21 protein-coding genes and 8 tRNA genes are annotated in these 21714 nt (G+C 59.9%); 7 read left to right on the top strand and 22 right to left on the bottom strand.

Features of this window, described 5'->3' with window-relative positions:
* Nucleotides 1-171: 171 nt before the first annotated feature.
* The 14 genes from gltS to JONANDRAFT_RS02045 form a co-directional block, all read right to left on the bottom strand.
* Entirely contained in the window at nucleotides 172-1410 is a 1239-nt protein-coding gene (gltS, locus tag JONANDRAFT_RS02110) for a sodium/glutamate symporter (protein WP_008522590.1), read from the bottom strand.
* 125 nt (nucleotides 1411-1535) lie between these two features.
* Entirely contained in the window at nucleotides 1536-2168 is a 633-nt protein-coding gene (locus JONANDRAFT_RS02105; protein WP_008520352.1) for a hypothetical protein, read from the bottom strand.
* A gap of 262 nt (nucleotides 2169-2430) precedes the next feature.
* Nucleotides 2431-2506 (bottom strand) — tRNA-Asn (locus tag JONANDRAFT_RS02100).
* A 3-nt stretch (nucleotides 2507-2509) separates the two neighbouring features.
* A tRNA-Cys gene (locus JONANDRAFT_RS02095) sits at nucleotides 2510-2583 on the bottom strand.
* A gap of 1 nt (nucleotide 2584) precedes the next feature.
* A tRNA-Gly gene (locus JONANDRAFT_RS02090) sits at nucleotides 2585-2659 on the bottom strand.
* Nucleotides 2660-2672: 13 nt separating this feature from the next.
* Nucleotides 2673-2748, bottom strand: a tRNA-Phe gene (locus JONANDRAFT_RS02085).
* A 17-nt stretch (nucleotides 2749-2765) separates the two neighbouring features.
* A tRNA-Asp gene (locus JONANDRAFT_RS02080) sits at nucleotides 2766-2842 on the bottom strand.
* A gap of 3 nt (nucleotides 2843-2845) precedes the next feature.
* Nucleotides 2846-2920 (bottom strand) — tRNA-Val (locus JONANDRAFT_RS02075).
* Nucleotides 2921-3002: 82 nt separating this feature from the next.
* Nucleotides 3003-3863: an amidohydrolase family protein gene (locus JONANDRAFT_RS02070; protein ID WP_008522588.1), complete on the bottom strand. Its 861-nt coding sequence runs from the start codon at nucleotides 3861-3863 to the stop codon at nucleotides 3003-3005.
* On the bottom strand, nucleotides 3838-4395 hold the full coding sequence (locus tag JONANDRAFT_RS02065) for a Gx transporter family protein (protein WP_008522586.1): 558 nt from the start codon (nucleotides 4393-4395) through the stop codon (nucleotides 3838-3840). Before JONANDRAFT_RS02065 ends, JONANDRAFT_RS02070 begins: the two co-directional genes overlap by 26 nt.
* Complete coding sequence (locus tag JONANDRAFT_RS02060; protein WP_008520345.1) at nucleotides 4376-4753, bottom strand: NusG domain II-containing protein; 378 nt, start codon at nucleotides 4751-4753, stop codon at nucleotides 4376-4378. Before JONANDRAFT_RS02060 ends, JONANDRAFT_RS02065 begins: the two co-directional genes overlap by 20 nt.
* Nucleotides 4740-5771: an FAD:protein FMN transferase gene (locus tag JONANDRAFT_RS02055; protein ID WP_008520344.1), complete on the bottom strand. Its 1032-nt coding sequence runs from the start codon at nucleotides 5769-5771 to the stop codon at nucleotides 4740-4742. The genes JONANDRAFT_RS02060 and JONANDRAFT_RS02055 overlap by 14 nt, the downstream gene beginning before the upstream one ends.
* A 158-nt stretch (nucleotides 5772-5929) precedes the next feature.
* Nucleotides 5930-6005, bottom strand: a tRNA-Ala gene (locus tag JONANDRAFT_RS02050).
* 33 nt (nucleotides 6006-6038) lie between these two features.
* Nucleotides 6039-6114: transfer RNA gene (locus JONANDRAFT_RS02045), tRNA-Ala, on the bottom strand.
* A 110-nt stretch (nucleotides 6115-6224) separates the two neighbouring features.
* On the opposite strand from JONANDRAFT_RS02045, the gene JONANDRAFT_RS08235 reads away from it, so the two are divergent.
* On the top strand, nucleotides 6225-6437 hold the full coding sequence (locus JONANDRAFT_RS08235) for a hypothetical protein (RefSeq protein ID WP_035786734.1): 213 nt from the start codon (nucleotides 6225-6227) through the stop codon (nucleotides 6435-6437).
* Nucleotides 6438-6463: 26 nt separating this feature from the next.
* Nucleotides 6464-8275: a phosphodiester glycosidase family protein gene (locus tag JONANDRAFT_RS02035; RefSeq protein WP_008520341.1), complete on the top strand. Its 1812-nt coding sequence runs from the start codon at nucleotides 6464-6466 to the stop codon at nucleotides 8273-8275.
* 98 nt (nucleotides 8276-8373) lie between these two features.
* On the opposite strand, the gene JONANDRAFT_RS02030 is transcribed toward JONANDRAFT_RS02035, so the two are convergent.
* The 4 genes from JONANDRAFT_RS02030 to JONANDRAFT_RS02015 form a co-directional block, all read right to left on the bottom strand.
* Complete coding sequence (locus JONANDRAFT_RS02030; protein WP_008520340.1) at nucleotides 8374-9540, bottom strand: SAM-dependent methyltransferase; 1167 nt, start codon at nucleotides 9538-9540, stop codon at nucleotides 8374-8376.
* A 235-nt stretch (nucleotides 9541-9775) separates the two neighbouring features.
* Entirely contained in the window at nucleotides 9776-10948 is a 1173-nt protein-coding gene (locus JONANDRAFT_RS02025; RefSeq protein WP_008520337.1) for a hypothetical protein, read from the bottom strand.
* A 156-nt stretch (nucleotides 10949-11104) separates the two neighbouring features.
* Nucleotides 11105-12058 (bottom strand): D-2-hydroxyacid dehydrogenase, encoded by a 954-nt coding sequence (locus tag JONANDRAFT_RS02020; RefSeq protein WP_008522582.1) that lies wholly within the window; start codon nucleotides 12056-12058, stop codon nucleotides 11105-11107.
* A 37-nt stretch (nucleotides 12059-12095) separates the two neighbouring features.
* Nucleotides 12096-14072 carry an FAD-dependent oxidoreductase gene (locus JONANDRAFT_RS02015; RefSeq protein WP_008520334.1) on the bottom strand — a complete coding sequence of 659 codons (1977 nt, stop codon included), beginning with the start codon at nucleotides 14070-14072 and terminating at the stop codon, nucleotides 12096-12098.
* Nucleotides 14073-14245: 173 nt separating this feature from the next.
* Here JONANDRAFT_RS02015 and JONANDRAFT_RS02010 point away from each other — a divergent pair, with 173 nt between their 5' ends.
* Both JONANDRAFT_RS02010 and JONANDRAFT_RS02005 read left to right on the top strand, forming a co-directional pair.
* Nucleotides 14246-15139 carry a M23 family metallopeptidase gene (locus tag JONANDRAFT_RS02010; RefSeq protein ID WP_008522580.1) on the top strand — a complete coding sequence of 298 codons (894 nt, stop codon included), beginning with the start codon at nucleotides 14246-14248 and terminating at the stop codon, nucleotides 15137-15139.
* A gap of 23 nt (nucleotides 15140-15162) precedes the next feature.
* Nucleotides 15163-15423 carry a glutaredoxin family protein gene (locus JONANDRAFT_RS02005; protein WP_008520330.1) on the top strand — a complete coding sequence of 87 codons (261 nt, stop codon included), beginning with the start codon at nucleotides 15163-15165 and terminating at the stop codon, nucleotides 15421-15423.
* 65 nt (nucleotides 15424-15488) lie between these two features.
* Here the strand turns inward: JONANDRAFT_RS02005 and JONANDRAFT_RS02000 are convergent, their stop codons facing one another.
* On the bottom strand, nucleotides 15489-16271 hold the full coding sequence (locus JONANDRAFT_RS02000; protein WP_008520328.1) for a fumarylacetoacetate hydrolase family protein: 783 nt from the start codon (nucleotides 16269-16271) through the stop codon (nucleotides 15489-15491).
* 126 nt (nucleotides 16272-16397) lie between these two features.
* Between JONANDRAFT_RS02000 and JONANDRAFT_RS01995 the strand changes: the two genes are divergently transcribed.
* Nucleotides 16398-16910 carry an ECF transporter S component gene (locus tag JONANDRAFT_RS01995; protein ID WP_008522578.1) on the top strand — a complete coding sequence of 171 codons (513 nt, stop codon included), beginning with the start codon at nucleotides 16398-16400 and terminating at the stop codon, nucleotides 16908-16910.
* A gap of 71 nt (nucleotides 16911-16981) precedes the next feature.
* On the opposite strand, the gene pgsW is transcribed toward JONANDRAFT_RS01995, so the two are convergent.
* The 3 genes from pgsW to JONANDRAFT_RS01980 are packed head-to-tail and all read right to left on the bottom strand — an operon-like array spanning nucleotide 16982 to nucleotide 19471.
* Nucleotides 16982-18055 (bottom strand): poly-gamma-glutamate system protein, encoded by a 1074-nt coding sequence (pgsW, locus tag JONANDRAFT_RS01990; protein ID WP_008520324.1) that lies wholly within the window; start codon nucleotides 18053-18055, stop codon nucleotides 16982-16984.
* Nucleotides 18052-18486 carry a poly-gamma-glutamate biosynthesis protein PgsC/CapC gene (locus JONANDRAFT_RS01985; RefSeq protein ID WP_008520322.1) on the bottom strand — a complete coding sequence of 145 codons (435 nt, stop codon included), beginning with the start codon at nucleotides 18484-18486 and terminating at the stop codon, nucleotides 18052-18054. The genes pgsW and JONANDRAFT_RS01985 overlap by 4 nt, the downstream gene beginning before the upstream one ends.
* On the bottom strand, nucleotides 18476-19471 hold the full coding sequence (locus JONANDRAFT_RS01980) for a Mur ligase family protein (protein ID WP_008520319.1): 996 nt from the start codon (nucleotides 19469-19471) through the stop codon (nucleotides 18476-18478). The genes JONANDRAFT_RS01985 and JONANDRAFT_RS01980 overlap by 11 nt, the downstream gene beginning before the upstream one ends.
* A gap of 164 nt (nucleotides 19472-19635) precedes the next feature.
* On the opposite strand from JONANDRAFT_RS01980, the gene JONANDRAFT_RS01975 reads away from it, so the two are divergent.
* On the top strand, nucleotides 19636-20313 hold the full coding sequence (locus tag JONANDRAFT_RS01975) for a M48 family metallopeptidase (RefSeq protein ID WP_008522575.1): 678 nt from the start codon (nucleotides 19636-19638) through the stop codon (nucleotides 20311-20313).
* Between the two features lie 50 nt (nucleotides 20314-20363).
* Nucleotides 20364-21578, top strand: coding sequence for an aminotransferase-like domain-containing protein (locus tag JONANDRAFT_RS01970; RefSeq protein ID WP_008522573.1), 1215 nt, complete (start codon nucleotides 20364-20366; stop codon nucleotides 21576-21578).
* The last annotated feature ends 136 nt before the right edge of the window (nucleotides 21579-21714 follow it).

Genomic DNA, 21714 nt, shown 5'->3' with positions numbered 1-21714 from the left:
GAATCCCCCTTCCCAAAAGTTCCCCGTTTATTGGTGCATTCGATTATAAACGTTTCTTCGCTGCGCGGAGTACCCTTTTTTATCTATTTATTTTCAATAAAACTCCCCACCGACGCAAAAGGGCCCTTCGGCTTCCGCCGAAGGGCACGATAAATCGGTTCTTTCTGCCGCTTACTTGACAAAATAGTTGATGAACCACACGATATTCGGAAGGCCGACTAAGTCGATCAAAACGGCGCCGCACAGAGGGACAATGAGGAACGCCTTGTGGGACATCACGCCGTACCTCTCGCACATGGCGCCCATGTTGGCCACGGCGTTGGGCGTGGCGCCAAGCCCGTGTCCCATCACGCCGGCGCACATGACAGCCGCGTCGTAGTCTTTGCCCAGCAGCGGGAACAGAAGGAAAATCGTGAGAAGCGCCAGCAAAATAGTCTGGACGACCAGAATGACGCACAGAGGCACGGCCAAATCGTACAGGTCCCAAATGCGCAGGCTCATCATCGCCATCGTCAGGAACACGCCGATGGACACGTCGCTGATCAGAGAAATCGACTTCGACCGAATCGTTATCCAGCCCAACTTGTCGTTCAGGTTGCGCAGCACGACGGCCACAAACATAGCCGACACGTACCCAGGCAGACTGAAGCCGCTCCACTCCTTGATCTTGCCGCCCAGCAGAGCACCGACCGCCATGCAGACCAGAACCAACCCGAGCATTTTAAGGAACCCGTGGCTGGTAATCTGAGACTCGGCGCTGCCTTCCAGAAGATCGGACGCGTTCTGCTGGTAAATTTCCTCCTGGCTCGCCTCAATCTTCACCTTGTGACGGCGAATCAGCCCGACAGCGACAGGCCCGCCCAAAAGGCCGCCGGCGATCAGACCAAACGTGGCGGACGCGATAGCGACAGCCGACGCGCCGGAAATCCCCATGCCCTCGACCATCGCGCCAAACGACGCGGCCGCGCCGTGACCGCCTTCCAGCGACACCGCGCCGGCCATGATACCCAGCACCGGGTGAATGCCCAACGTCTTCGCCAGACCGGAACCGACGACGTTCTGGATCACCGCCAAGCACCAGCAGAAGACCAAGTAGACGATCAGCGCCTTGCCGCCCCGTTTGAGCAGGCTGAAACTGCCGCCGATGCCGACCGTCGTGAAGAACGCCAGCATCATCGGCGTCTGAAGCGACGTGGTGAACTTAATGTGTCCGCCGCTGTGGTGCACGACCAAAGCGACGATGGCCATCAGCAGGCCGCCCAGGACTGGCGCCGGGATACAGAACGTCTCAAAAAACTTGACTTCTTTTTTCAGCCAGTACCCCAGAAGCAGCAGAAGCAGCGCAATAACCGTTGTCCACAGTGGATCGAAAGTGACCGTCAGTGCTCCTTCAACGCTTTCCCATGACATGCCCAGTTCCTCCCCATATAGAGTATTCTCGAAACACGCCAAGCATTTTACTTTTAAAAGTATACTACATTTTACCTAACTACTGCTGACTCAGTTCACCGGCGCCGGATCAGCCGCTTGGGCGCTCAGACGAACAGCGGCATTCTTGACTCGATTTCGGCGAGAAACGCGTCCTTTTCCTCTCGGGAGAACAGATCGTCCGGCAGGGACTCCACGGCGCCCGCCACCGCCGAAAGGGGCGTCCCAAATTTTTTCCACCGGTTGGCCAGCTGAGCGAGAGTTCCGGCTCTTCCCTGCCGAGCAAGAACCGTTTCAATCGGCTCGACGAGACCGGCCAGCGACAGCTGGCCGCGGCTCAGGCTCAGGACAAACGGACAAATTCCCTGCCGTTTTTCGAGAGCTCGGGCGAGTTTTTTCGCCTCTTCTGGCCCCCGATCGGCCACTGCCGGCACCAGCACCGACGCGGCCGAATCAATCTGGGCCAAGACGTTCAGCACGTCGCCGTCCGCGACCATCACGAAACTGCCCTGCCCCGTCAGGGCAGCGCCCAGCCCTTGTCCCAGCAGGCCTAAAAACGCCTGAACATCTTGGTCGGTCAGCTCCCATTCCAGCCCCTCCCCGTCATTTGTCCCTTTCTTGGAAAAAGGAGGTTCGCTCGGCGAAGACGGACACGCCGTCCAGCTCTCCCGAGCCTGAAGGAACGGCGCCGCGCCGAAGACCGCCAGCGCCGCGAGAGACGCAAGGAAAAAGTTTTTCATCGTGTCAGCCTCCTTTCAGGCTTTTGTTTATGTTACCGAACCAGCCGGAGAGCCGCAAGGAGAGGATTGAGCCTGATTTTTCGGAAGCTCCAATCTTTCGACGGCAGGGACGTTTTTTCTGGGCGCCCTGTGGCCGCTCGTTTTCCGAGGGCCGTTTTGACGAACAACCGTTCAACGGCTCATAAACGCCGTCGAAGACCCTTTCTGTAGGCCAAATAAAATAAAGTCCCGCGCGACGATATCGCACGGGACTTTTGTAGTTTGGCTCCTCGAGCAGGACTTGAACCTGCGACCTAGTGATTAACAGTCACCCGCTCTGCCGACTGAGCTATCGAGGAATGTGGAGGCGGCACCCAGATTCGAACTGGGGATAAAGGATTTGCAGTCCTCTGCCTTACCACTTGGCTATGCCGCCATGGAGCGGAAGACGGGATTTGAACCCGCGACCCCGACCTTGGCAAGGTCGTGCTCTACCCCTGAGCTACTTCCGCAGAAGAAACAAAATGGTGGCGAGACCCAGAATCGAACTGGGGACACACGGATTTTCAGTCCGTTGCTCTACCAACTGAGCTATCTCGCCGTTGAATGGATGGCGAATGGCGGGGCTGACGAGACTCGAACTCGCGACCTTCGGCGTGACAGGCCGACGCTCTAACCAACTGAGCTACAACCCCGTATGGTGGGCGATACAGGGATCGAACCTGTGACAACCTGCTTGTAAGGCAGGCGCTCTTCCGCTGAGCTAACCGCCCCTGTGCGCTTCACCAGCACGGAGCATTTTACCCCACGCGCGTCGGCCTTGTCAATACCGCCCTAGCTCCCGCCGCGGTCAGTTCAGTCCGCCCGCGAGCCGATAAAAGCCGCGGCGTTGCCGCCGAGAAAAGCAGCCATTTCAGTTTCGTTCAAGCCGGACGCTTCCAGCCGGGACGAGAACTTCCGCCCCGTCAGAATCGGCCAGTCGGTCCCGTACAGGAGCTTTTCCCCGGCGCCGGCGGCGCGGACGGCGGAGAGGACTTCGCCGCCGTACAGGAAGGGCCAAGCCGCCGTGTCGTATCGGGCGTTTTTCAGAGCCAGCTTCATTTCCGGCATGGTCTCGTAAAGCCACAGCCCGCCGCCAAAGTGCGCAAAGATCACTCTGGCTTCCGGGTGGTTGAGGCAAAACTGAGCCGCTTCTCTTGGCCCCACGTTCCCTTTCCCGGCGTAATCGTGCCCCACCGGCTCAGCAGTGTGCACGTTAATCAGCATTCCGCAGTCGGACGCGGCCCGCACGAGAGTTCCGGTTTGACGAGCGTCGTCTAAGCTGAAGCCCTGTCCTTGGGGAAAAAGCTCTCCCACGCCGGCGCACCCGGCGGCGGCGCACCGTTCGACTTCCGCCCCGGCTCCCCGGGCCAGCGGCGGGACGACCGCAAAGGGGATAATCCGTCCGGGCCACTTCCGAGAGGCCTCAATCAGATAGTCGTTGCAGATTCGGCACAGCCCCAAGTCACGGAACGCGAAGCCAAACGCCCAGCACTGGTCGATCTTCTCGTCGTCCATGCGGGCGATCAGCTCTTCGGCGGTACCCCATTTGTGGACGTTGTTGTGGGTCAGTTTGTCAAAATACGGTTCCCGTGCCGAAATGGCCGTTTGGTCGTCCCGTATTTCCGGCGGGTATAGATGAACATGCACGTCAATGACTGGCATGAGATTTTTCATTCCTTCCTGCTCTCTGTCCGGACGGCCCGAGAAGCCCGACGATCCGCCCGGCTAAAATTCCGACGGTCAGCCCGGTGATGAGGCCCAAAGAGACCATCATCGGGCCGTACCATGCCACCGCCCGCCACCCAACGACGAATCCAGCGACCGCCAACTGGCCGGCGTTATGAACGAGCGCCGAAAAACAGCTGAGCCACAGGATCGAGACGTCCCCGCGGAACAGCCGGTACAACAGAACCGACGCCGCCAAGCTGAGAAGCCCCCCGGCGGCGCTGCACAAAAAGCCGAAGCCCCAACCGTTTATGAGCCCGCCGAGCAAGATGCGAACGACGCCAATCGAAACGGCGGCAGCCGGCCCCCAAAGAAAGAGCCCCGCCATAGGAAAGATGTTGGCGAATCCGGGGCGAACCCCGGCGAGCGGCATGGGGATCAACAGTTCAAGCTGGTTGACCGCCAAAGCCATGGCAGCCATGAGTCCCCACAGGGCGACGCGCCGAGCCGGCGATATTTTCTTAGCGGGAAACGCTGTCAAGTTTGCCGCCTCCGTCCCCTTCAATCGTCACGGAAAAACGGTGCGGCAGACATACTGCCGACTGCCCCGGACGGGTCAGCGGGCCTGCGGCCACGCACAGTTTATCCGGGCAGTCGCTCCAGACCACTTCTGCCGAGCTGGAAGTTATCCGCACGGCGTTTTTCCCCTCCGGCGACGAGTACGTCCGCTCGACTGGCTCGGCAGTTTTCCCCAGACGAAAGACTTCAATGGTCTGGCCGTTTCGAGCAACCCGGGCTTTCAGCGGCCCGCCGGCAGAACGGACTGCGACCCAGCCGACGACCGCCGCCGTCACGGCAACGCCTAAAATTGTGATGATGAGCCGATCACCGGATCTCATAAGGCGCCTCGTCGGTCAGCTCAAAGCGGCCTTTCAGGCCGGGAGTCACCTTGACCCATCCGAGACCGACAAAAATGGCGTCAATCCCCGGCAAGGACTTGAGGAGCTCCTCCCCCTTGACCGAACCGAGGACGAACAGGGCCGTTGCCAAGGCGTCACCGTCCTCTGAGCGTTCGCTGACGACCGTCACAGCCTGCAGGTCCGACTCGGCAGGGCGGCCGGTCGCCGGGTCAAACAGGTGATGATACCGGCGTCCGTTTTGAAAGAAGTACCGCTCATAGGGGCCGGACGTGACGACCGAACCGCCGTCCGGCAGGGAGACTATGCCAAAAATCGCGCCCCGCTCGTCCAACGGGTCCTGAACGCCGATTTGCCACGCGCCGCCTTCTGGCCTTCGGCCGAACGCCACCACGTTGCCGCCGAGGTTTAAAACGCCCGCCGACACGCCGCGGCTCTGAAGCATTTGGCGCAGATCGTCGGCGCAGGTTCCCTTGGCGATGCCGCCCAGATCCAGCACTTGCCCTTGGCTCAGCTCGACAGACCTTCCGTCTATTTTCACGTCCTGCCACCGACACCTCGGCAAGGCCTCCCGAATCTCCCGCGGAAAGGGAACGTGGGCTTTGTCCGTTCCAATACCCCACAGGTCCACGATCGGGCCGATCATCGGGTTAAACGCGCCGTTGGTCCGCTTCGTCCAGCCAAGCGCCCGGGTCATCAAAGACGCGAGCCGTTCGGGCACTTGGACTGGCCCATGACCGGCCGCCCGGTTCAGAGCCGCGACCGGCGAGTCAGGGTTCTGCCGGGAAAAGAATCGGCCGTCGCTCCCTGCCAAGGCGACCGCCGCGTCCATGTCATCTTGACCGGCGCCCCACAGCGTCAGTTCGAACACCGTGTCCATGGCAAAAATCTGCCGTTTCAGCGGCGCGCGGCGCCCGCCCCAAAATGGAATCGTCGCGGCGACTGCCAGAGCAACGGCCAGTCCGAGTACCGGCGCGATAATGGATCGACTGAGCTTCAACGAATAACTCCTCCCGTCGTGGGCGTTTCGTCTGTATTATACGACAGGCGCCCGCTCAAACAGAGCTTTTCGGAGTTTTCAAAATCCTGTCGAGCAAACAAAAAAGCCGGCTCATCGAGCCGGCCTCAAAGAAATGACGGAGTCATTTCGTTCTCTTCTGGTGGAGATAAGGGGAATCGAACCCCTGACCTCTTGAATGCCATTCAAGCGCTCTCCCAGCTGAGCTATATCCCCGTATGACGTTTCCAACGGCCGGCGCGAAAAAAATGGTGGAGATAAGGGGAATCGAACCCCTGACCTCTTGAATGCCATTCAAGCGCTCTCCCAGCTGAGCTATATCCCCACGCCGGCAGTCGAGAAGGAACTCCAGTAACAGAGGGCATTATAACCACCTTTCAGAAGGCTGTCAACGTTTGAGAAGCGGCGTTTCACTCTCCTCATCATCTTCTATCCTTGCAGGCCGCGTTGAAGTACAATATGGTTTGGATTTTTATTCTTTGCCCCTATATTCCGCGATCAAGGGCGCGCCAAGCTGAACGTGCCGATACCGCGCTGTTGGACGGCCGACTTCCCGACCGGGACGACCGCAAGCGGAAAAGCCGACGGCGTCCGTACTTCAATGAGGCGGCGCAAGAAGCGGATTCCGTCAAGGTCTTTAACACTTGACGACGTTGTTATAAGGAGGTTTTTGTATGATTTTTTCTCTGTGCCGAGCGGCTCTGACCCTGCTGACGGCCTGCTGCGTTTTTGCCGTGCCGCTTGCCGGGCCGGCAGAAAGCGCCGCCGTCGGACAGACGGTATCCACAGAAGAGCTTTTAGAGACGATTTTCCAAAGCCTCGACCTGCCGACCCTCGCCCGAACGCCGTCCCTCGTTCCCACCGCGTTTGAGGCGGCGTCCGAGTGGGGAATCATCGATATTTCTACCGTCTCACCCGCTCAGCCGGTTACCCAAGGCGACGCGGTTTACTTCGCGTTTTTGTCTATGGGCTGGTCTCACGAAGCCCAGCTTGCGAACTGGCTCTGCGGCGACGGAACGCCGCCGCCGGCTTGGACCGAACAGATCCGGCAGGGGACTCTGATCTTGGCAGAACAAGTCAAGCCCGCCGCGCCGTCCGAACTGTGGGAAAACCCCGACGTCCTTTTGACGCCCCAAGAAGCTCAAAAGCTGGCGAAATGGCTGGGCGACTGTCGGCAGGCCCTGATCTGGGACAAGAAGTTCTCCTCCCCAGCCGGGACGCTTTGGCTCAGACGAACTGGCACAGGCCGGCCGCCTGCAGGTTGGCAGGTCTCTCTGGCGTCGTTTGAAACCTACGACGAAGCGTCAAGCTTCCTGCAGAAGATCCAAGGCCGTCTTCCGAAAAATCTGCGGTTGTCCATCATCGACGGCAACCCCCGGTACGACGTCGTCACCCCGAAGGTCGCCAGCGCGGCGATCGCTCAAGCCCAAGCGAAGCAGCTGCCCGGCTCAGCCGTTGTTCCTGCGGCAACAGATTCGTCGATTCAGACGCTCTTTTTTGCCGGCTGGTCGCCGGCCAAACTGTCCGACACCTATGTGACTACGTCTCAGCAGCTCAGTAACAACCGCTCTCTGCCTTTGAGCGAATACGGAAGAATCACCGGCTCCGAGGCGGCGATCAACGGCGGCTATTTTTACATGGGGCAACCTATCGGCACCATATTCATCAGCGGCGTTCCTCAGAACACCGCCTACCCGCAGCGCTCCATGGTGGCTTGGAAGGCGAACGGCGGCACCTTTTTTGGTTCCGGCGACTTTCGCATTCAGCTGCAAAACGGCGGCCGTCAGGTCGGCGTCCCGCGGACTATCAACAAAGAGACCTTGCCGGGCGAGCTGGGATTTTTTTCAGGCGAACTCGGTCGATCGGTCGCCATGTCGTCGGCGACCCGGCTTTTTTCGCTCTCGAAAGGCAAACTGCGCCTCCTTCAGTCTGACCCGACGACGATGAAGCCGACCGACTGGCTGCTGGAAGACCGATCGATCAACGGACGTCTCTCCGAAGGCGACCCGATTACGCTGAACGTTCAGTGGCGAGACGAGAACGCCCAAGGAACGGTTGGCGCGCTTCAGGGCGGCCCGCTGCTGTTGAAGGACGGAAAAATTCAGCGGATGAACGAAGGGATAGCGGTCGGAGTGATCAACCGCCGCCATCCGAGAACCCTCGTCGGCCGCATTGGCAAGACGGTCTGGTGGCTGGCAGTTGACGGCAGAGCCCCGTGGCACAGCTCCGGCCTGACCTTGGACGAGGCGACGACACTCGGGCAGTACTTAGGCTTCACGGACCTGCTGAACCTCGACGGCGGCGGATCCACCGAGCTGCTCTACCACGGCTATCCGGTGAACAAACCCTCGGACGGACGGGAGCGGAAACTGCCCTACGCGGTCTGCTTCGGCGGGACAATTCCTCCTCAGCCGGTTCAAATGGCTACCGACAATCCTGAGGAAGACGTCATCGAGCAGCTGCTGAACAAGCTGCTGTCCCATTAACCTTTTTCTCCATCGAGTTTTTATTAAACAAAAAGATCGCGCCGCCTTGAAGCCGTTGATGGCCTCAAGGCGGCGCGATTTCTTTGCGGTTCCCGCTGCTAATACCAGCGAACTATCGGCAGTTCGTTATTAATGCCTTTGGAAAACAAAATCTGGTGCAGGTCGATGACGCCGTTATGGAACGAGGCGGCGCACGCCGCAAGGTATAAGTGCCACATACGGAAGAACCGCTCCCCGTACTGCGCTTTAATCTCGTCCGAGTGCTCCATGAAGTTCTTCTCCCAGCAAAGCAGAGTTTTGGAATAGTGAAGCCTCAAGTTCTCCACGTCCAGCGTGTGAAAGTTGAACTCGGCCATCTGGGAAATAATTTCGCGCAGGCTGGGAATCATCCCGCCCGGGAAAATATACTTCTTCATCCACGGATCCCCGGAGTACTCCTTCAGAGCGCTGATGAAGTGCAGAAGGAAGACTCCGCCGTCGTTCATCACGCTGCTCGCGCAGTCCATGAATTTTCGATAGTTGTCCCGCCCGACGTGCTCCAACATGCCCACGCTGACGACCCGGTCGAACGTTCGTCCCCAACTCGGAAGGTCCCGGTAATCCATCAGCCGGACTTCCAGCGTGTCTTCCAAGCCGAGGTCGGCAATCTGCCGGCTGAAGTAGTTGTACTGCCCTTCGCTCAGCGTGACGCCCGTGCCGCGAACCTTGTACTTTTTCGCGGCCTGAATGAGCAAAAAGCCCCAGCCGCAGCCGATATCAAGAAGGGACATGCCCTCTTTCAGGTGCAGCTTTTCAAGAATGTAGTTCACCTTGTTGACCTGCGCGTCGTGAAGCGTATCGCCGGACGTTTTAAAGTACCCGCACGAATAGCTCATAGACTCGTCGAGCCAGAGCTTGTAAAACTCGTTGCCGATATCGTAGTGGCTCTGAACCGCTTGAAGTTGGTTCTTTTTCGACGTGGAGGGGAACAGAAGGCGGCGCAGCGAGTGCTGGTTCGTAGAAAAGTTGTCCATCTGGCTCAAAAGAGCGTCGAGCGCGGAGTATAACGAGCCGTCTTCGACGTCAATCGTGCCGTCCATGTACGCCTCGCCCAGCGCAAGAGAGGTACTTTCCAACAGACTCACAAGGGATATGGGGCCGTTAATCCTGAGCGTGAACTCCGGCTCTCCCGTCCCGACAAGAAATTTCTCTTCGTCCATCTTCACAAAGAAGGGGTGTTTGGCAAACCGCTCCAGAAAAAATTTCAGGATCTTTTCTCTGACCATTTTGTCCTCCTTAGCAAAAACAGCTTCACCGAAAATTCTGCCGAACCGTTTTCCCCCTCGCCGCGCCGAGCGGCCGAACCCACGAATGATTTAAAAATATAAGTGGAGACTTACTTATAATTATTTTACATCTTCAAGGCTCAACCGAAAGATAAAAAAATACTGAGAGTCTTGCTTTTTTTCAAAAAAACTGGACGGCCGTTTCGGCCGTCCAGCGCAGTTCTCTTCTCCCCGCTTAGTTCCGCAGGGTGTCTTTCAACTTTTGGTACGCGTTTCTGATCGGCTCTTGGAACGACTTCATCGCCGCCTGAGCCGTGCTCTCGCTTGACCCGCGGGCGTTCTTGTAAAGGACGTGAGTCTTGTCACAGACGGAGCTGAGATCGCTTCCGTTATAGACTTTCAGAAGCTCCCCGTATTTCCGCGCCGCGTCGTAGTCCTTCCTGAGAAGGAGATTGACGCAGCTCGCGTTGAAATCTATCCAATCCTGCATTTTATCGACCAAGCGCTCCGAGGCGAGTTCTTTCAGGTTTGGGGCGTGAATGTACGCCGGCAAATTGGCTGCTGGGTATTCGGTTGACTTGGAAAAGGCTTCCCTGTAGTCGGAGAACAGCTTGTACAGCCCCTGAACCTGCCGACGCGCCTCAGGAAGCTGGACGGCATACCGGTCGAACTTATCGACATAGGAGAGGAACGACGAGTTGACCGTCAAATCGCGCTGAAGCCACCGCTCAGCCCCGTACAGCTTGTAAATTTCCCATTTATCAAGGTCCCGCTTCATCGGCGGCCAGAGCCTTGGGTTTCGGTCAAAAAGGTTTCTGCGAATGACCGAGTCGGACGGAAGGTCTTTGTAGTTTATCGAGTTGTAGTACCGCTTGACGCTTTCCACGTCTTTGGTGAACAGAACGGCCATGTCGTTCAGCGCTTGATGGGCCGACACCAGTTCTTTGATCACGTCCTTGTTCCGCAGCCACAGCTGGGCCGGCACAAACAGAGCTTGCCCTGCGTTCGGCTTGGGAATCAGTTTCTCGTCGGACAGCCGGTCAAGCATCGAGGCCAGCTGCTGGGCCCTGAAGGTCGTAGTCATGTCGTGCTCCTTCACGACCCGTTCCAACGGTTTGGTCCATTGACCGAACTCGGCAATGAGCTGCTTGTACTCCGCCAAATCCTGAATGTGCTCAATCTGGCTTCGGAGAAGCCGGGCCGACACGAGAAAATCCCCGTACGGAAAACCCTCTTCAAAATTCACCTGGTTCATCACGTTGGTGATCACTTTTTCGTTGTGGTCAATCACGCGAATCGCCTGATCGGCGAACTTGTCGCGCAGCTCGTAAAAATCGCTCGCCCAAGCGCCCGCCCCAAAAACGGCAAGAACCGCCCCAACGAAACCTGCCAAATAAAACCGCCGCATTTGAACTCCTCCTTCTTTAGGGTAATTTCTTTTACGACTTTATATCCCGATTATAGCGGCGTCTGCCGGTCCGACAACTACCCTCAGTGCGGACGCACGGGTGGTTTCTCCCCCCCATAATAAAACGCCCGGAGTTCTTTAGACTCCGGGCGTTTCTTATCCGTTCACCACGTTGACAGGGCGCCCAGCAAGCCAAGCGCTCAAATTTGCCGCCAGCTGATCCATGAGCCGCACACGCGCTTCGGCGCTCGCCCAGGCGATGTGCGGGGTGACAACGCAGTTCGGCTGCTTCACCAACTCGCAGATCTGCAGCGGCGGCTCTTTGCCGAGCACGTCCAGCCCGGCGCCGCCCAGCTGGCCGTTTTTCAGCCCTTCCAGAACGGCCTCTTGATCTACCAACGGGCCGCGGGCGGTGTTGATCAGGATCGCGCCGCGCTTCATCGACGCGACGCGGCTTCGGTTGACCAAGCCGCGGGTCTGATCCGTCAGAGGACAGTGGAGAGTCACCACGTCGGACTTGCTGAACGCCTCGTCCAGCGGCACGAAAGACACTCCGTCCTCGGACGGCTTCGCCGAGCGGGCCGACGCAAGGACCGTCATGCCAAAGCCTCGGGCGATCTGGCCAACCCGACGTCCAATTGAGCCATAGCCGACGATCCCAATCGTTTTGCCGGCCAGTTCGAAGATCCGCGTCTTCTGAAAGGTAAAGTCCGGGCAGTTCATCCACTCGCCGTTTTTGACTGCCCCATCGTGCAGGCCGACTCGGTCGGCCAGTTCAAGAATGAGGGAGAAGACCAGCTGCGCTACGTGTTCGCTGCTGTAGCCCGGAACGTTCGTGACGACGATGCCCCGCTCTTTGGCGAACGCGATGTCCACCGGGTCATACCCTGTGGCGATCATGCCGATGTATTTCAACTCCGGCAGCTGGGCGATATGTTCCTTCCGCACCGGACACTTGTTCGTCAAGACGACTTGGGCGCCGGCGCACCGCTCGGCCACTTGGTCGTACGACGTCCGGTCGTAGACCGTTAAATCTCCGAGGGCTTTCAGTCCGTCCCAGCTCAGGTCCCCCGGGTTCCCCGGGTATCCGTCCAACACAACAATCTTCATGCTTTCTCCTCCCATCGTCTTCTTTCTCCGGTAAAATCTACTTCCCTCTTTGACGCTGTATCTGAGCTTTTCCCCTCTCCACGGCTGCGGCGTGAAGAACCTGAGCGAGGACGATCCGGCGAAGCGGCGCCCGGTCGTCGGTCAGGAAGGTCAGCCAGCCGGTCAAGCCCGGCGCGGCGTTTTCCATGACCCGACGAAGGTCTCCCTGCGCCGCCCACTCCTCGCTTTCGCCGGCCTCTTCTGGCAGCGGCAGCCCCATAACCGTGTAAACCGCGTCCGTCATCTCCTGAGTTCTCACCGGGAAGGACGCGCCGAAAACGTCTTTGCCCAACGGCTTCACCGCCGCGATGGCCGCGAACTGGGCCGCCGGCCAATCGTCGCTGGTTGTCGGGACGTCGCTGAAAAGCGAGAGCGACAGCATCGAGCGGTCGCGGAGCAGTTGATCTTGAACCAACGAGACCGGCACGTCCCGAGGCTGCAGATTATTTTTGACCGCCAGCGCCGCCAGAGCCCCAGCCGCCTGCCCGGTCAGCATCGTGATGGGGTGAAGCCTCGTGGCCCCGTTGACCATTCGGGAAACGGAGATGTTCTTTTCCGCGGCCAAAAAGCCGTCAAGGCGCTCAGGGATCAGGCAGCGAATCGGAACTTGAAACGTCCCGGCGTGCCACTTGGTCGGAAAGGCTTCCGGCGTCTCGCCGAGGTCTTTTTCCAGCGAATCGGCTTGGCGGGAACCGTGAATGTCAACCGGGTACTCGCCGACGGCGACCGCGTCGCTGAATCGGTTCGACGTCCTGTCCGCGCCCAGCGGCCGCTCGATGTCCGACGCCCGAAGGGTGTAGAGCCCGACCAACCGGCGGCTTTCCCTAGCGTACGGAATGGGCGGCATATTGGCGACGATTTCTTTAGCCCACGCCGGCACGGAGGAGGCGACGTTAAGCGGGCTGTCGCCCGACTCGGCGTACCCCTGCCGAGTGTCCACCGTCCAGTCCGAACCGCCCAAGCTGTTCTGGTAGTAGTACAAAAGCCCGAGGGTCCGCCGCAGGGCCGCCGCGTTAGCCTTCCGCCGGAACGCTTCGTCGGTCAGGTACCGAGCAGGGAGCCCCCGCTTGTCCGCCTTGCGGCCCGGGTAGTCGTTGCCCCAGTTCAGGCTGGTGGACGTGACGTTCTGCCACGTGTCCGCCTTGTCGCCGACAACCCGAAGGTTCCAGTCCGGGTCAGGAATAGCCCGGTACGCGTCGAATGTCGGCTTGTTGTACGGCGCTCGCCCTTTCCCCCAGAACTTGCCGTCAGGCGAGACGATCGGGCTGAAAAGGCGCACCCGCATCGCGTGATATTCGTCGACCAGCTGAGCTTTCAGCGGCTCAGGGACACCGTCCTTTCTCTTGTGAATCGCCGCCACCCAGGTGATGTCCTGTATGGAACTCGACGGGTTAATGTGAGGCGAAACCGAATTGCCGACCCTGTACCGAGCCGTCGTCATCGGAAGGATGTCCCCCAGCTCGGTCGCGTCAATCGTCACGGGCGCACGAAACTCGACCGCCCCTTTTGGGGTGAGCGCCTTGACGCCTTTAACACGGCCGTTTTCCTCTAGGACCGACTGAACCGTCGTGTGGCGGAACAGGTCGATCGCCCCGGCTTCAGCCATCATGTCCAGCAGGATTTTCTGCTCCACCGACGCGCTGCCGCTGGCCGTGTCGCCGCCCCAGTAGCAGATCCCGCTGTTCACTCCCAAGTTCTTGTAATAGCGGCGGAGCCGGTTCAGGAACTCGCCGTACAGCCCGGTGCGGTTGCGCCGAAGGTCGTCCAGAGACGTCACGCCGGCAGCGGTCATTTGCCCGCCGACCCAGCCGGTCGGCTCCAACAGCGCCACTTTCAGGCCCATGCGGGCCGCCTGAATCGACGCCGCGCACCCGCCGGTTCCAGCCCCGGCGACAATCAGGTCGTATGATTTTGGAGCGGCGCTGAGCGCGGTCGCTCCCAAGATGACGCTGCATAACGCCAGACGAAATTTCATATCGCACCTCCGGTTCAGCTTTGTGCTGCCATCAAGATGTTTGTATAAATTATACACTAAATCGCTGTTTTTTCGTTTCTTTTTTGCATAGCCTGGTTACGAATCTTTCCCGTTGAGAAGTCCTCCTTTCGCGGTAGTATATGGTCAAAGCATCCTACATGGAGGGAAAGCCAGTGAAAAAAATTTTCTCCTGCGCTGCCGCCCTTCTCCTCGCCTGCGCCGTCGGCCACGCCGAGGAGAAGATCTCTTGGACCGTGCCTGAGGCGGCGCCGGTTGGACAGCCGTTTCTCGTCAAGATCAGCGGCCCGTCGAACTTTGATCGGCTGTCGATCAACTGGGCCGGCAGAACCTTTGGCCTCGGCGGCACGAACGGATTGTACCGCACTTTGCTGGGAACGCCGCTGGACAAAACGTCCGAGGGGAAAAATATGCCGGTCCTTCTGACGCTCGTCAGAGGGAACAAGACTTGGCAGCTGCGGCGGCAGGTTAAGATAACTCCCCTCAGCTACCCGGAAGAGCGGCTGTCCGTCGCGCCGTCGTTCGTCTCGCCGCCTCAGGATGTGCTCCAACGCATCGCTCAGGAGCGAGCCGTCGTCTCAGAGGCCCTGAAGACCCAGACGGTTCAGGGGCCCCTGTCGTGGCCGTTCGTCCGCCCAGTGGCAGGCGTCGTCACCAGCCCGTTTGGCTTTACGCGGGTGTACAACGGCCAGAGGCGAAGCCCCCACGGCGGGCTTGATTTTCGGGCACCGCTTGGCACGCCGGTTCACGCCGCCGTCGACGGGACTGTTATTCTCACCGGCGACCATTACTTTGCCGGCAAGTCCATTTACGTGGACAGCGGCGGCGGCGTCATCTCGGTCTACATGCACCTGTCCCGGATCGACGTTTCCGCCGGAGAGCGGGTCAAGGCAGGTCAGGCCATCGCCCTTTCCGGCTCGTCCGGCCGAGTGACCGGGCCGCACCTTCACTTGGGCGTGGGGTTGAACGGCCGGTGGATGGATCCCGCGCCGCTGGTGGGCGAAAAGCCCTTGGCCGCGGGAGTAACAAAAGAGTACGTTTTGAAGTAAACGACCTTAAGGAGGCGACTGCGATGAAGAAAGTAACCCTGTTTTACCTGAAGAACTGTCCGCACTGCAAGAGGGCGCGAAAAATGATGGAAGACCTGTTCGCCGCGCACCCGGAGTACAAGGACGTTCCCCTGACGATGATTGAGGAGAGCGAAGCCCCGGAGACCGCGGGGAAGTACGACTACTATCTGGTTCCCACGTTTTACGTCGGAGACGAAAAACTCCACGAGGGCGTCCCCTCCCCCGAGGCGGTAGAATCGGTCTTCAAGGCCGCAATAAAGTAGCTTTTCCCAAAGCGCATAAAGCAGTCGGGCCGTCTCAAGTCAGGGACGGCCCGACTGCTTTTCGTTTAACCGATGATTTCGTTTTGAAGGACGCCCAGCCCTTCGATCTCCACCTCTACGACGTCGCCGGGAAGCATCGGCGTCACGCCGGCCGGCGTCCCGGTCAAGATCACGTCGCCCGGCTCGAGCGTCATGGAACTGGAGATGTAGGCCACCAGACGGGCGATGGAAAATATCATCTGCCCCGTTCGGCCGGACTGAACAGTCTTGCCGTTCAGACGGGTCTCTATTCCCAAGTCGTCAGGGGAAATTCCCTGGACGAGGTACGGGCCGATCGGGCAGGTCCCATCGGCCGACTTGCCCCGATGGAACTGGCCGTCGGCTTTCTGCCAGTCTCGGCAGGTCACGTCGTTGGCCACTGTGAACCCGGCGACGTACTGAAGCGCCGACGACTCGCCGACTCGGCTGGCCCGGTGCCCCATCACGACGGCCAGCTCTCCCTCCAAGTCAAAACGCCCGCAGCCTTCGGGACGGACGATTCGATCTCGGTGAGCCGACAGGCTGGAAAGGGCCTTGCCGAAAAGAAGCGGGACCTCCGGCACTTGGCCGTCGAACTCCGCCGCGTGGGCCCTGTAATTTTTCCCCACTGCCACGATCTTGGTGGGCCGACAGGGCGGCAGCCACCAACTGATTTCGCTTTCGTCAACCTGGCGGCCCAGCGGCAGCGGAGGGCAGAACCACCCTTCGTCCAGCAGCGTGTACGCGCCGTCAGATTCCAGTCTGGCAAGGCGTGGGGTTCGCTCCCCACGAAGGATAAACCGAGTGTAGCGGCGAACGACGTCCGACATCAAGATTCCTCCTTTTGCTTTGAGCCCGCCGGTCCAGATCGGCCTCAAAGAGGTCCCGTCTGGCACTGTTCCAACGGGCGGTCAGCTTATAAGATAGTCCCAGTCCAGCGAAGGGAGTCCTGCAGAGTGAAGATATCAACCAAACGGCTGACTGTCTGCGCGGTTCTTGCCGCGCTGACGGCGGTCACGACGATGGCCATTTCAATTCCCAGCATCGCGACGAAGGGGTACACCAACCTCGGAGACGCGATGGTCATGCTGAGCGCCTACCTGCTCGGCCCTGCTGCCGGCGCGCTGGTCGGCGGTCTGGGCAGCGCCTTGGCAGACCTTCTGTTGGGATACGTTCAGTATGTACCGATTACGTTCGTTGTCAAGGGAATCGAAGGCCTGCTGGCTGCCATGCTCTTCCAAGTGCTCCGGCGGAAAGCCCCTTTGTCCCTGGTCAGCGGGCTCGTTGCGGGCTCATGGATGGCTTTTGGGTACTTTATCTGTGAGTGCTTCATGTACGGCCCGGCGGCAGCGTTAGGCGACATGCCGGCCAACTTGGTACAGGGAATTGTCGGCGCCGTGATCTCGTCGATTCTCTGGCCGGTCGTCGCCCGCCTTGGCAGACGGGCGATCGACTCGCCCGAAAGTTAGTCCGCTATCGAACGTTCAGAGAAAACAACATAAGAAGGCCGCAAAGCGCCCTGCGCTTTGCGGCCTTCTTGTCATTCCTCTTCTGTTCCATCCAGCTTCCAGAGAGCCCAGCGGCGGAACAAAACCATCGCGAGGGCAAACAGGACGACGCCGACGGCGGCGAACGGGACGGCCAGATTCGAGCGAAGGATTCTGGACGGCGCGCCGTCAAACGGAATGCCGTTTGCAGCGCACAGGCGTCTTATTTCCAGCAGGTGAATCACCGGCACGTTCTGGGCCAGACACCTGCCGATCACGCCAGTTCCCTGAAACTCTGACGGCGTTCTGTGAAGTCCCGGACGAAGCTTGAGGACCGACGGGTCGTCGCCGAGGTTCGCTTCCGAACCTCCGATCGAGACGACGACCCGAGGCTTCTTCTGCCTGACCAGATCCATCTTCCAGTCGATCACCTGAGCCAGACTTTTGAGTTCCACGAACGGGACGCCGTGTCGGGCCGCCGTGTTCCTCATCATCTTCAGCGTCTCCCGAGGCAGCTCGCCGCCGATCTCATCGTCGCCGCCGGGCGTGCAGAAGTCCACGCCGGTCTGAATGATTCCGGCGCGGCGAAGGGACGACGCCATATCGAGCCACCCAGCGCCCGGAACGTTAGCCCCCCAAGTCGACGAGCCCAGCGACAAGACCACCGTCACGCGGAGCTGTCGGGCCTCAGCGGCTGCTAGGACGTTCAAGATCATGCCGGGAAACGACGACGACGAGAACACGCACACCTCGTCGCCCTCTGACAAGCCCAGCTCGTCGAACCATCGGCCGACGACGACCGACCAGCGGGCGTCGCAGGCCGTGCGTTTGGCCGCCAACAGTCCCAGCGTGGTGCTCATCTCGCTCCACTCGACGCCGATCATGCCGGTTCGATACGGGTCAGCCGTCAGGTCAAGGCCAAGACCCTCCCGTTCCCGCCAGTTCCACAGGACCTCGTGCCCCCGGCTCACCCGGTCCATCAGCCGCCCTTCCTCCCGGCTGGACGTTCCGCCGCCGACGAAGAACAAAAGGGCCATCACGGCAGCGAGGCAGAACAGCAAAATCCGATTGCGCCGCTTCAGTCGGCTCTGGGCCAGACAGGCGGCGTCAAACTGCGTCAAGTTCACAGCGCCACCCCCGCCGCGCCGGCAAGCGTCACGAGAAACGACGTGGCAAGCGACGTGGCAGTCACAGCTGTCAGCGTGTCCCAAACTCCCTGACGCTCTACGTCGGCGGCAATCAGCCCGGGCACGACCCAGCCGACCCACAGCCCTTCGGGCATGAAGCGCCCCAGGGCCAGCCGGAAAACGATGGCCAAAAGCAGCGCAAAGCCCACCCGAGTCCGGCCGTACCAGCCCCAAAGCCTCACTCCCAGCCGCAGGGCAGCAGCGACAAGCAGGGACGCCGCAAGCCCCCAAAGCAGCCGCCGAGGGTCTCCTAAACTCAACGCCACCGTACCGGGGCCGACAAAGCCGCCGCTGCCCAGGCCGGTTCGCCGGTCAAAAAGCAGCGAGACCGCAACGCCAACGCCGATGACAGCCGCCGGCTCAATTCCCATACGCCCACCGTCCCTCTTCTATCGCCAAACGGAACCGCAGTGGAAGACCCCGCACGGCGTTTCCGCACCCGAAGACAAAACCCGCCCGAGCCACCAGCTCTCCGAGCCCGTCGAAGTCATTCACGTCCTGCCACTTGCCTCGCCAAGAACCCAGAGGACGGTCTCCTATGACGGCGACGTCCTTCCAAGGCCCCCTGAGCCACGGCTCGAACATCTTAAGCCGGTCAGGCCGGTCAGACCGGTGGTTATAGAGAACGGTCGTCTCCTGCGCCTCCCAGCCTGTAGAAGCGAAAAGCCCCGCCGTGGACGTCACGTCGTTGGCCGAGAAGGCGAAAGCCAGTTGTCCCGCGCCGACTTGCAGCAGGGCAAAGTCGGCGAGGCCGTCGCCGCAGCCTCTGATAGCCAGCTCGGCGCGGCTTCGTTCCACTCCTAGGGCTTGGCAGGCCGCTAGGGCCAAGCCGGCGTTGACAGCCCGAAACCCTGAAAGACCGGCCAACGGCTCGGCCCCGACGAGCCGGGCGCCCCGGGACGCCATACGAGCCGTGAAGAACTTTGAGCCGGCCAGCGGGCCGGGAACGACCAGAATTGTCCCGGGCGGCACCGCATCAGTCAAAGCGTCCAACACTTGAGGCTCTGACGGCCCCCACTGCCCGTGGTCGGGCCGAAGGTTCGTCAGAACGGTGACCTGAGGCTTCAGCCACAGGCCGCACAGCTTCTGAAGCGGCGGGGACACGGCGCTGTTTTCCATCACAACGGCGTCGGCGCTCGGCGGAAGGCTTTTCAGCCACCACCGCATTTCCTCCACGTGAGCTCCCGACGGGCGCAGGATGATCCGGCAGCCGTCCGGCCCCAGCGCGTGGGGGACGACGCCGGTTATCCGCGCCCAAGCCCGGAGTCCGCAGCCGCACAGTCCAGCCCATATCATCCGAGCCACGGCGCTTTTGCCCCGGCTCCCGGTCACCGACACGCGCAACGAAACCGCCATCAAATCAACTCCTCTTTCTGCCTCCAGCTTTACTCATTATATCCTCCCGTTCGCCCCAATCCGTTTTTTTTGCGTATTCCCTCGGAGGGACAGGAGGCCGTTCTCTTTTGCCCCGACGTGGTATGATGAAGCTACAGTTATATCGTCCTAAAGGGGGGAAAATTATGAACAGACGAACCCGTCTCACCGTGCTTGTCGCTTGCTTCCTTTGCGTAGGGTCGGCGCTTTGGGCCGCCGTACGGCCAGAAGTCGTCCAGCGGGCGTGGGAAAAGACCTTCCCCCTCGCCGAAGTTTCCCTGCCTCAGGGGAGCATCCACTACGAGAGCAAAACTGAACCGAACGCATGGGTGGCCAGCGAGGGCTCGGGGTATTCGGTTCACGTCACCGAGGGGCTGATGAAGGTTTTGAACTCGGAAGACCAGATCGCGGGCGTGCTGGGACACGAGTTGGGACACATTAAGCTGGGACACTTCGGCAAAACGAGCACCCGGCGCATTGCCGAGGCTGGAATTGGCCTGCTGATTTATGACCAGCTCATCCGCAAGTCCAACAGCACCCTCACCAAAGTTCTCCTCGGCGCCGGAACGATTGCCGGGGGGATGCTTGCCGAGTCAGGGTTCAGCCGTCAGCAGGAAATAGAAGCCGACGCTTTCGGCGTCAAAATGCTGGCTAAGGCTGGCTACAACCCTTACGGGCTCTACGACGCCATGATGGCGATGAAGCGCAGCGGCTTCACCACCCAGCCCAACGGCTTCAACTCTCACCCGCCAACTGAACGCCGGTTGAAACGCCTGAAAATTGAAGCTCAGAAGTACCCTTATAAGGGAACAAAACGAAGTTAAGTTCACTCGGCCAGTCAGAGCAAGCAAATCCTGAAAGGAGCGATACCCAAATGAGCAACGCTTGGACCGAAAGTTTCAGCACTCTCGCGAAGAACCTCCGTCCCTCGGCTGTCAGCGGCCTTTTCAAGGCCATCAAGAACCCGAAGATGATCTCATTTGCCGGCGGCATGCCCGCCCCAGAGGTCTTCCCCATCGACAAGTTCGCCGAAGGCGCCCACCTGCTTAAGGATCGGGGCAGCGAGCTCCTTCAATATGGTACCGCTACAGAAGGCGACTCCTCTCTTCGCAGCAGCCTGATCAAGTTCATGGCGCCCCGGCTTGGCCGGACGGTCGACATGGAGGAGATTCTCCTCACCACCGGTTCCCAGCAGGCCCTTGACCTGTTCGCTTGGGCCATGTTCGACAAGGGCGATGCCATCATCACCGAAGAGCCGACCTACATGGCCGCTCTGAACGTCTTCTCCAACCACGGGGCTCAAGCGGTCGGCGTGCCGTGCGACGCAGAAGGCATGATGGTCGACAAGCTGCCGGCCCTGATCGAAAAGCTCCGCGGCGAGGGGAAAAAGGTCAAAGGCATTTACACCATCGTCAACTTCCAAAACCCCGGCGGCATGACGATGACCGTCGCCAGACGCCAGAAGCTGGCCCAAATCGCCGGTGAGTACGGCGTGCCGATTTTTGAGGACGACCCGTACGGCTACGTCAGATACGAGGGCGAACACCTGCCGTCGATCTTCTCGTTCGACAAGGCGGGCAACACGCTGTACGCCGGGTCGTTCTCCAAGATCCTCTCTCCGGGCGTCCGCATCGGCTGGGTGTGCGGCGACAGGGAAATTATCCGCAAGATGAGCGCGTTCAAGCAGAGCACCGACCTGTGCTCGTCGCCCATCACTCAGGCGCTTGTCGCCGAGTACTGCGAGAAAGGCTACCTTGAACAGCACATACCGGTCATCGCCGACAATTACAGGAAGCGCCGCGACGCCATGGAAGAGAGCCTGCAGCGCCACATGAAGCCGCTGGACGTCACTTGGGTCAAGCCGGAAGGCGGGTTCTTCTTCTGGCTGAAGATGCCCGGAGTGGACTGCGAGAAGCTGATGACGATCTGCCTTGAAAAGATGGTCGCCTTCGTCGTCGGCACCGCGTTCTGCATCGACCCTGAGGCGGGGCGCAACTACTGCCGGCTCAACTTCACCTACTGCAAGCCGGACAAGATCGAAGAAGGCATTCGCCGTATGGCCGAAGCCATTCAGTCCCTCCGAAAGTAAATTCTCGATTCAGGCGGGCGCCCGATTATCGGACGCCCGCCTGCTCTCAGCTAATTCACTATATTTTCCGTGCGAAATAACGTATAATGTTCAGGATCATCTGCTCAGGCGTGTTATCCTCGCACAGATTTAAAAC

It is taken from the genome of Jonquetella anthropi DSM 22815 (assembly GCF_000237805.1).
Lineage (GTDB): Bacteria > Synergistota > Synergistia > Synergistales > Dethiosulfovibrionaceae > Jonquetella > Jonquetella anthropi.
This window is presented reverse-complemented; position numbering and strand designations above follow the sequence as displayed.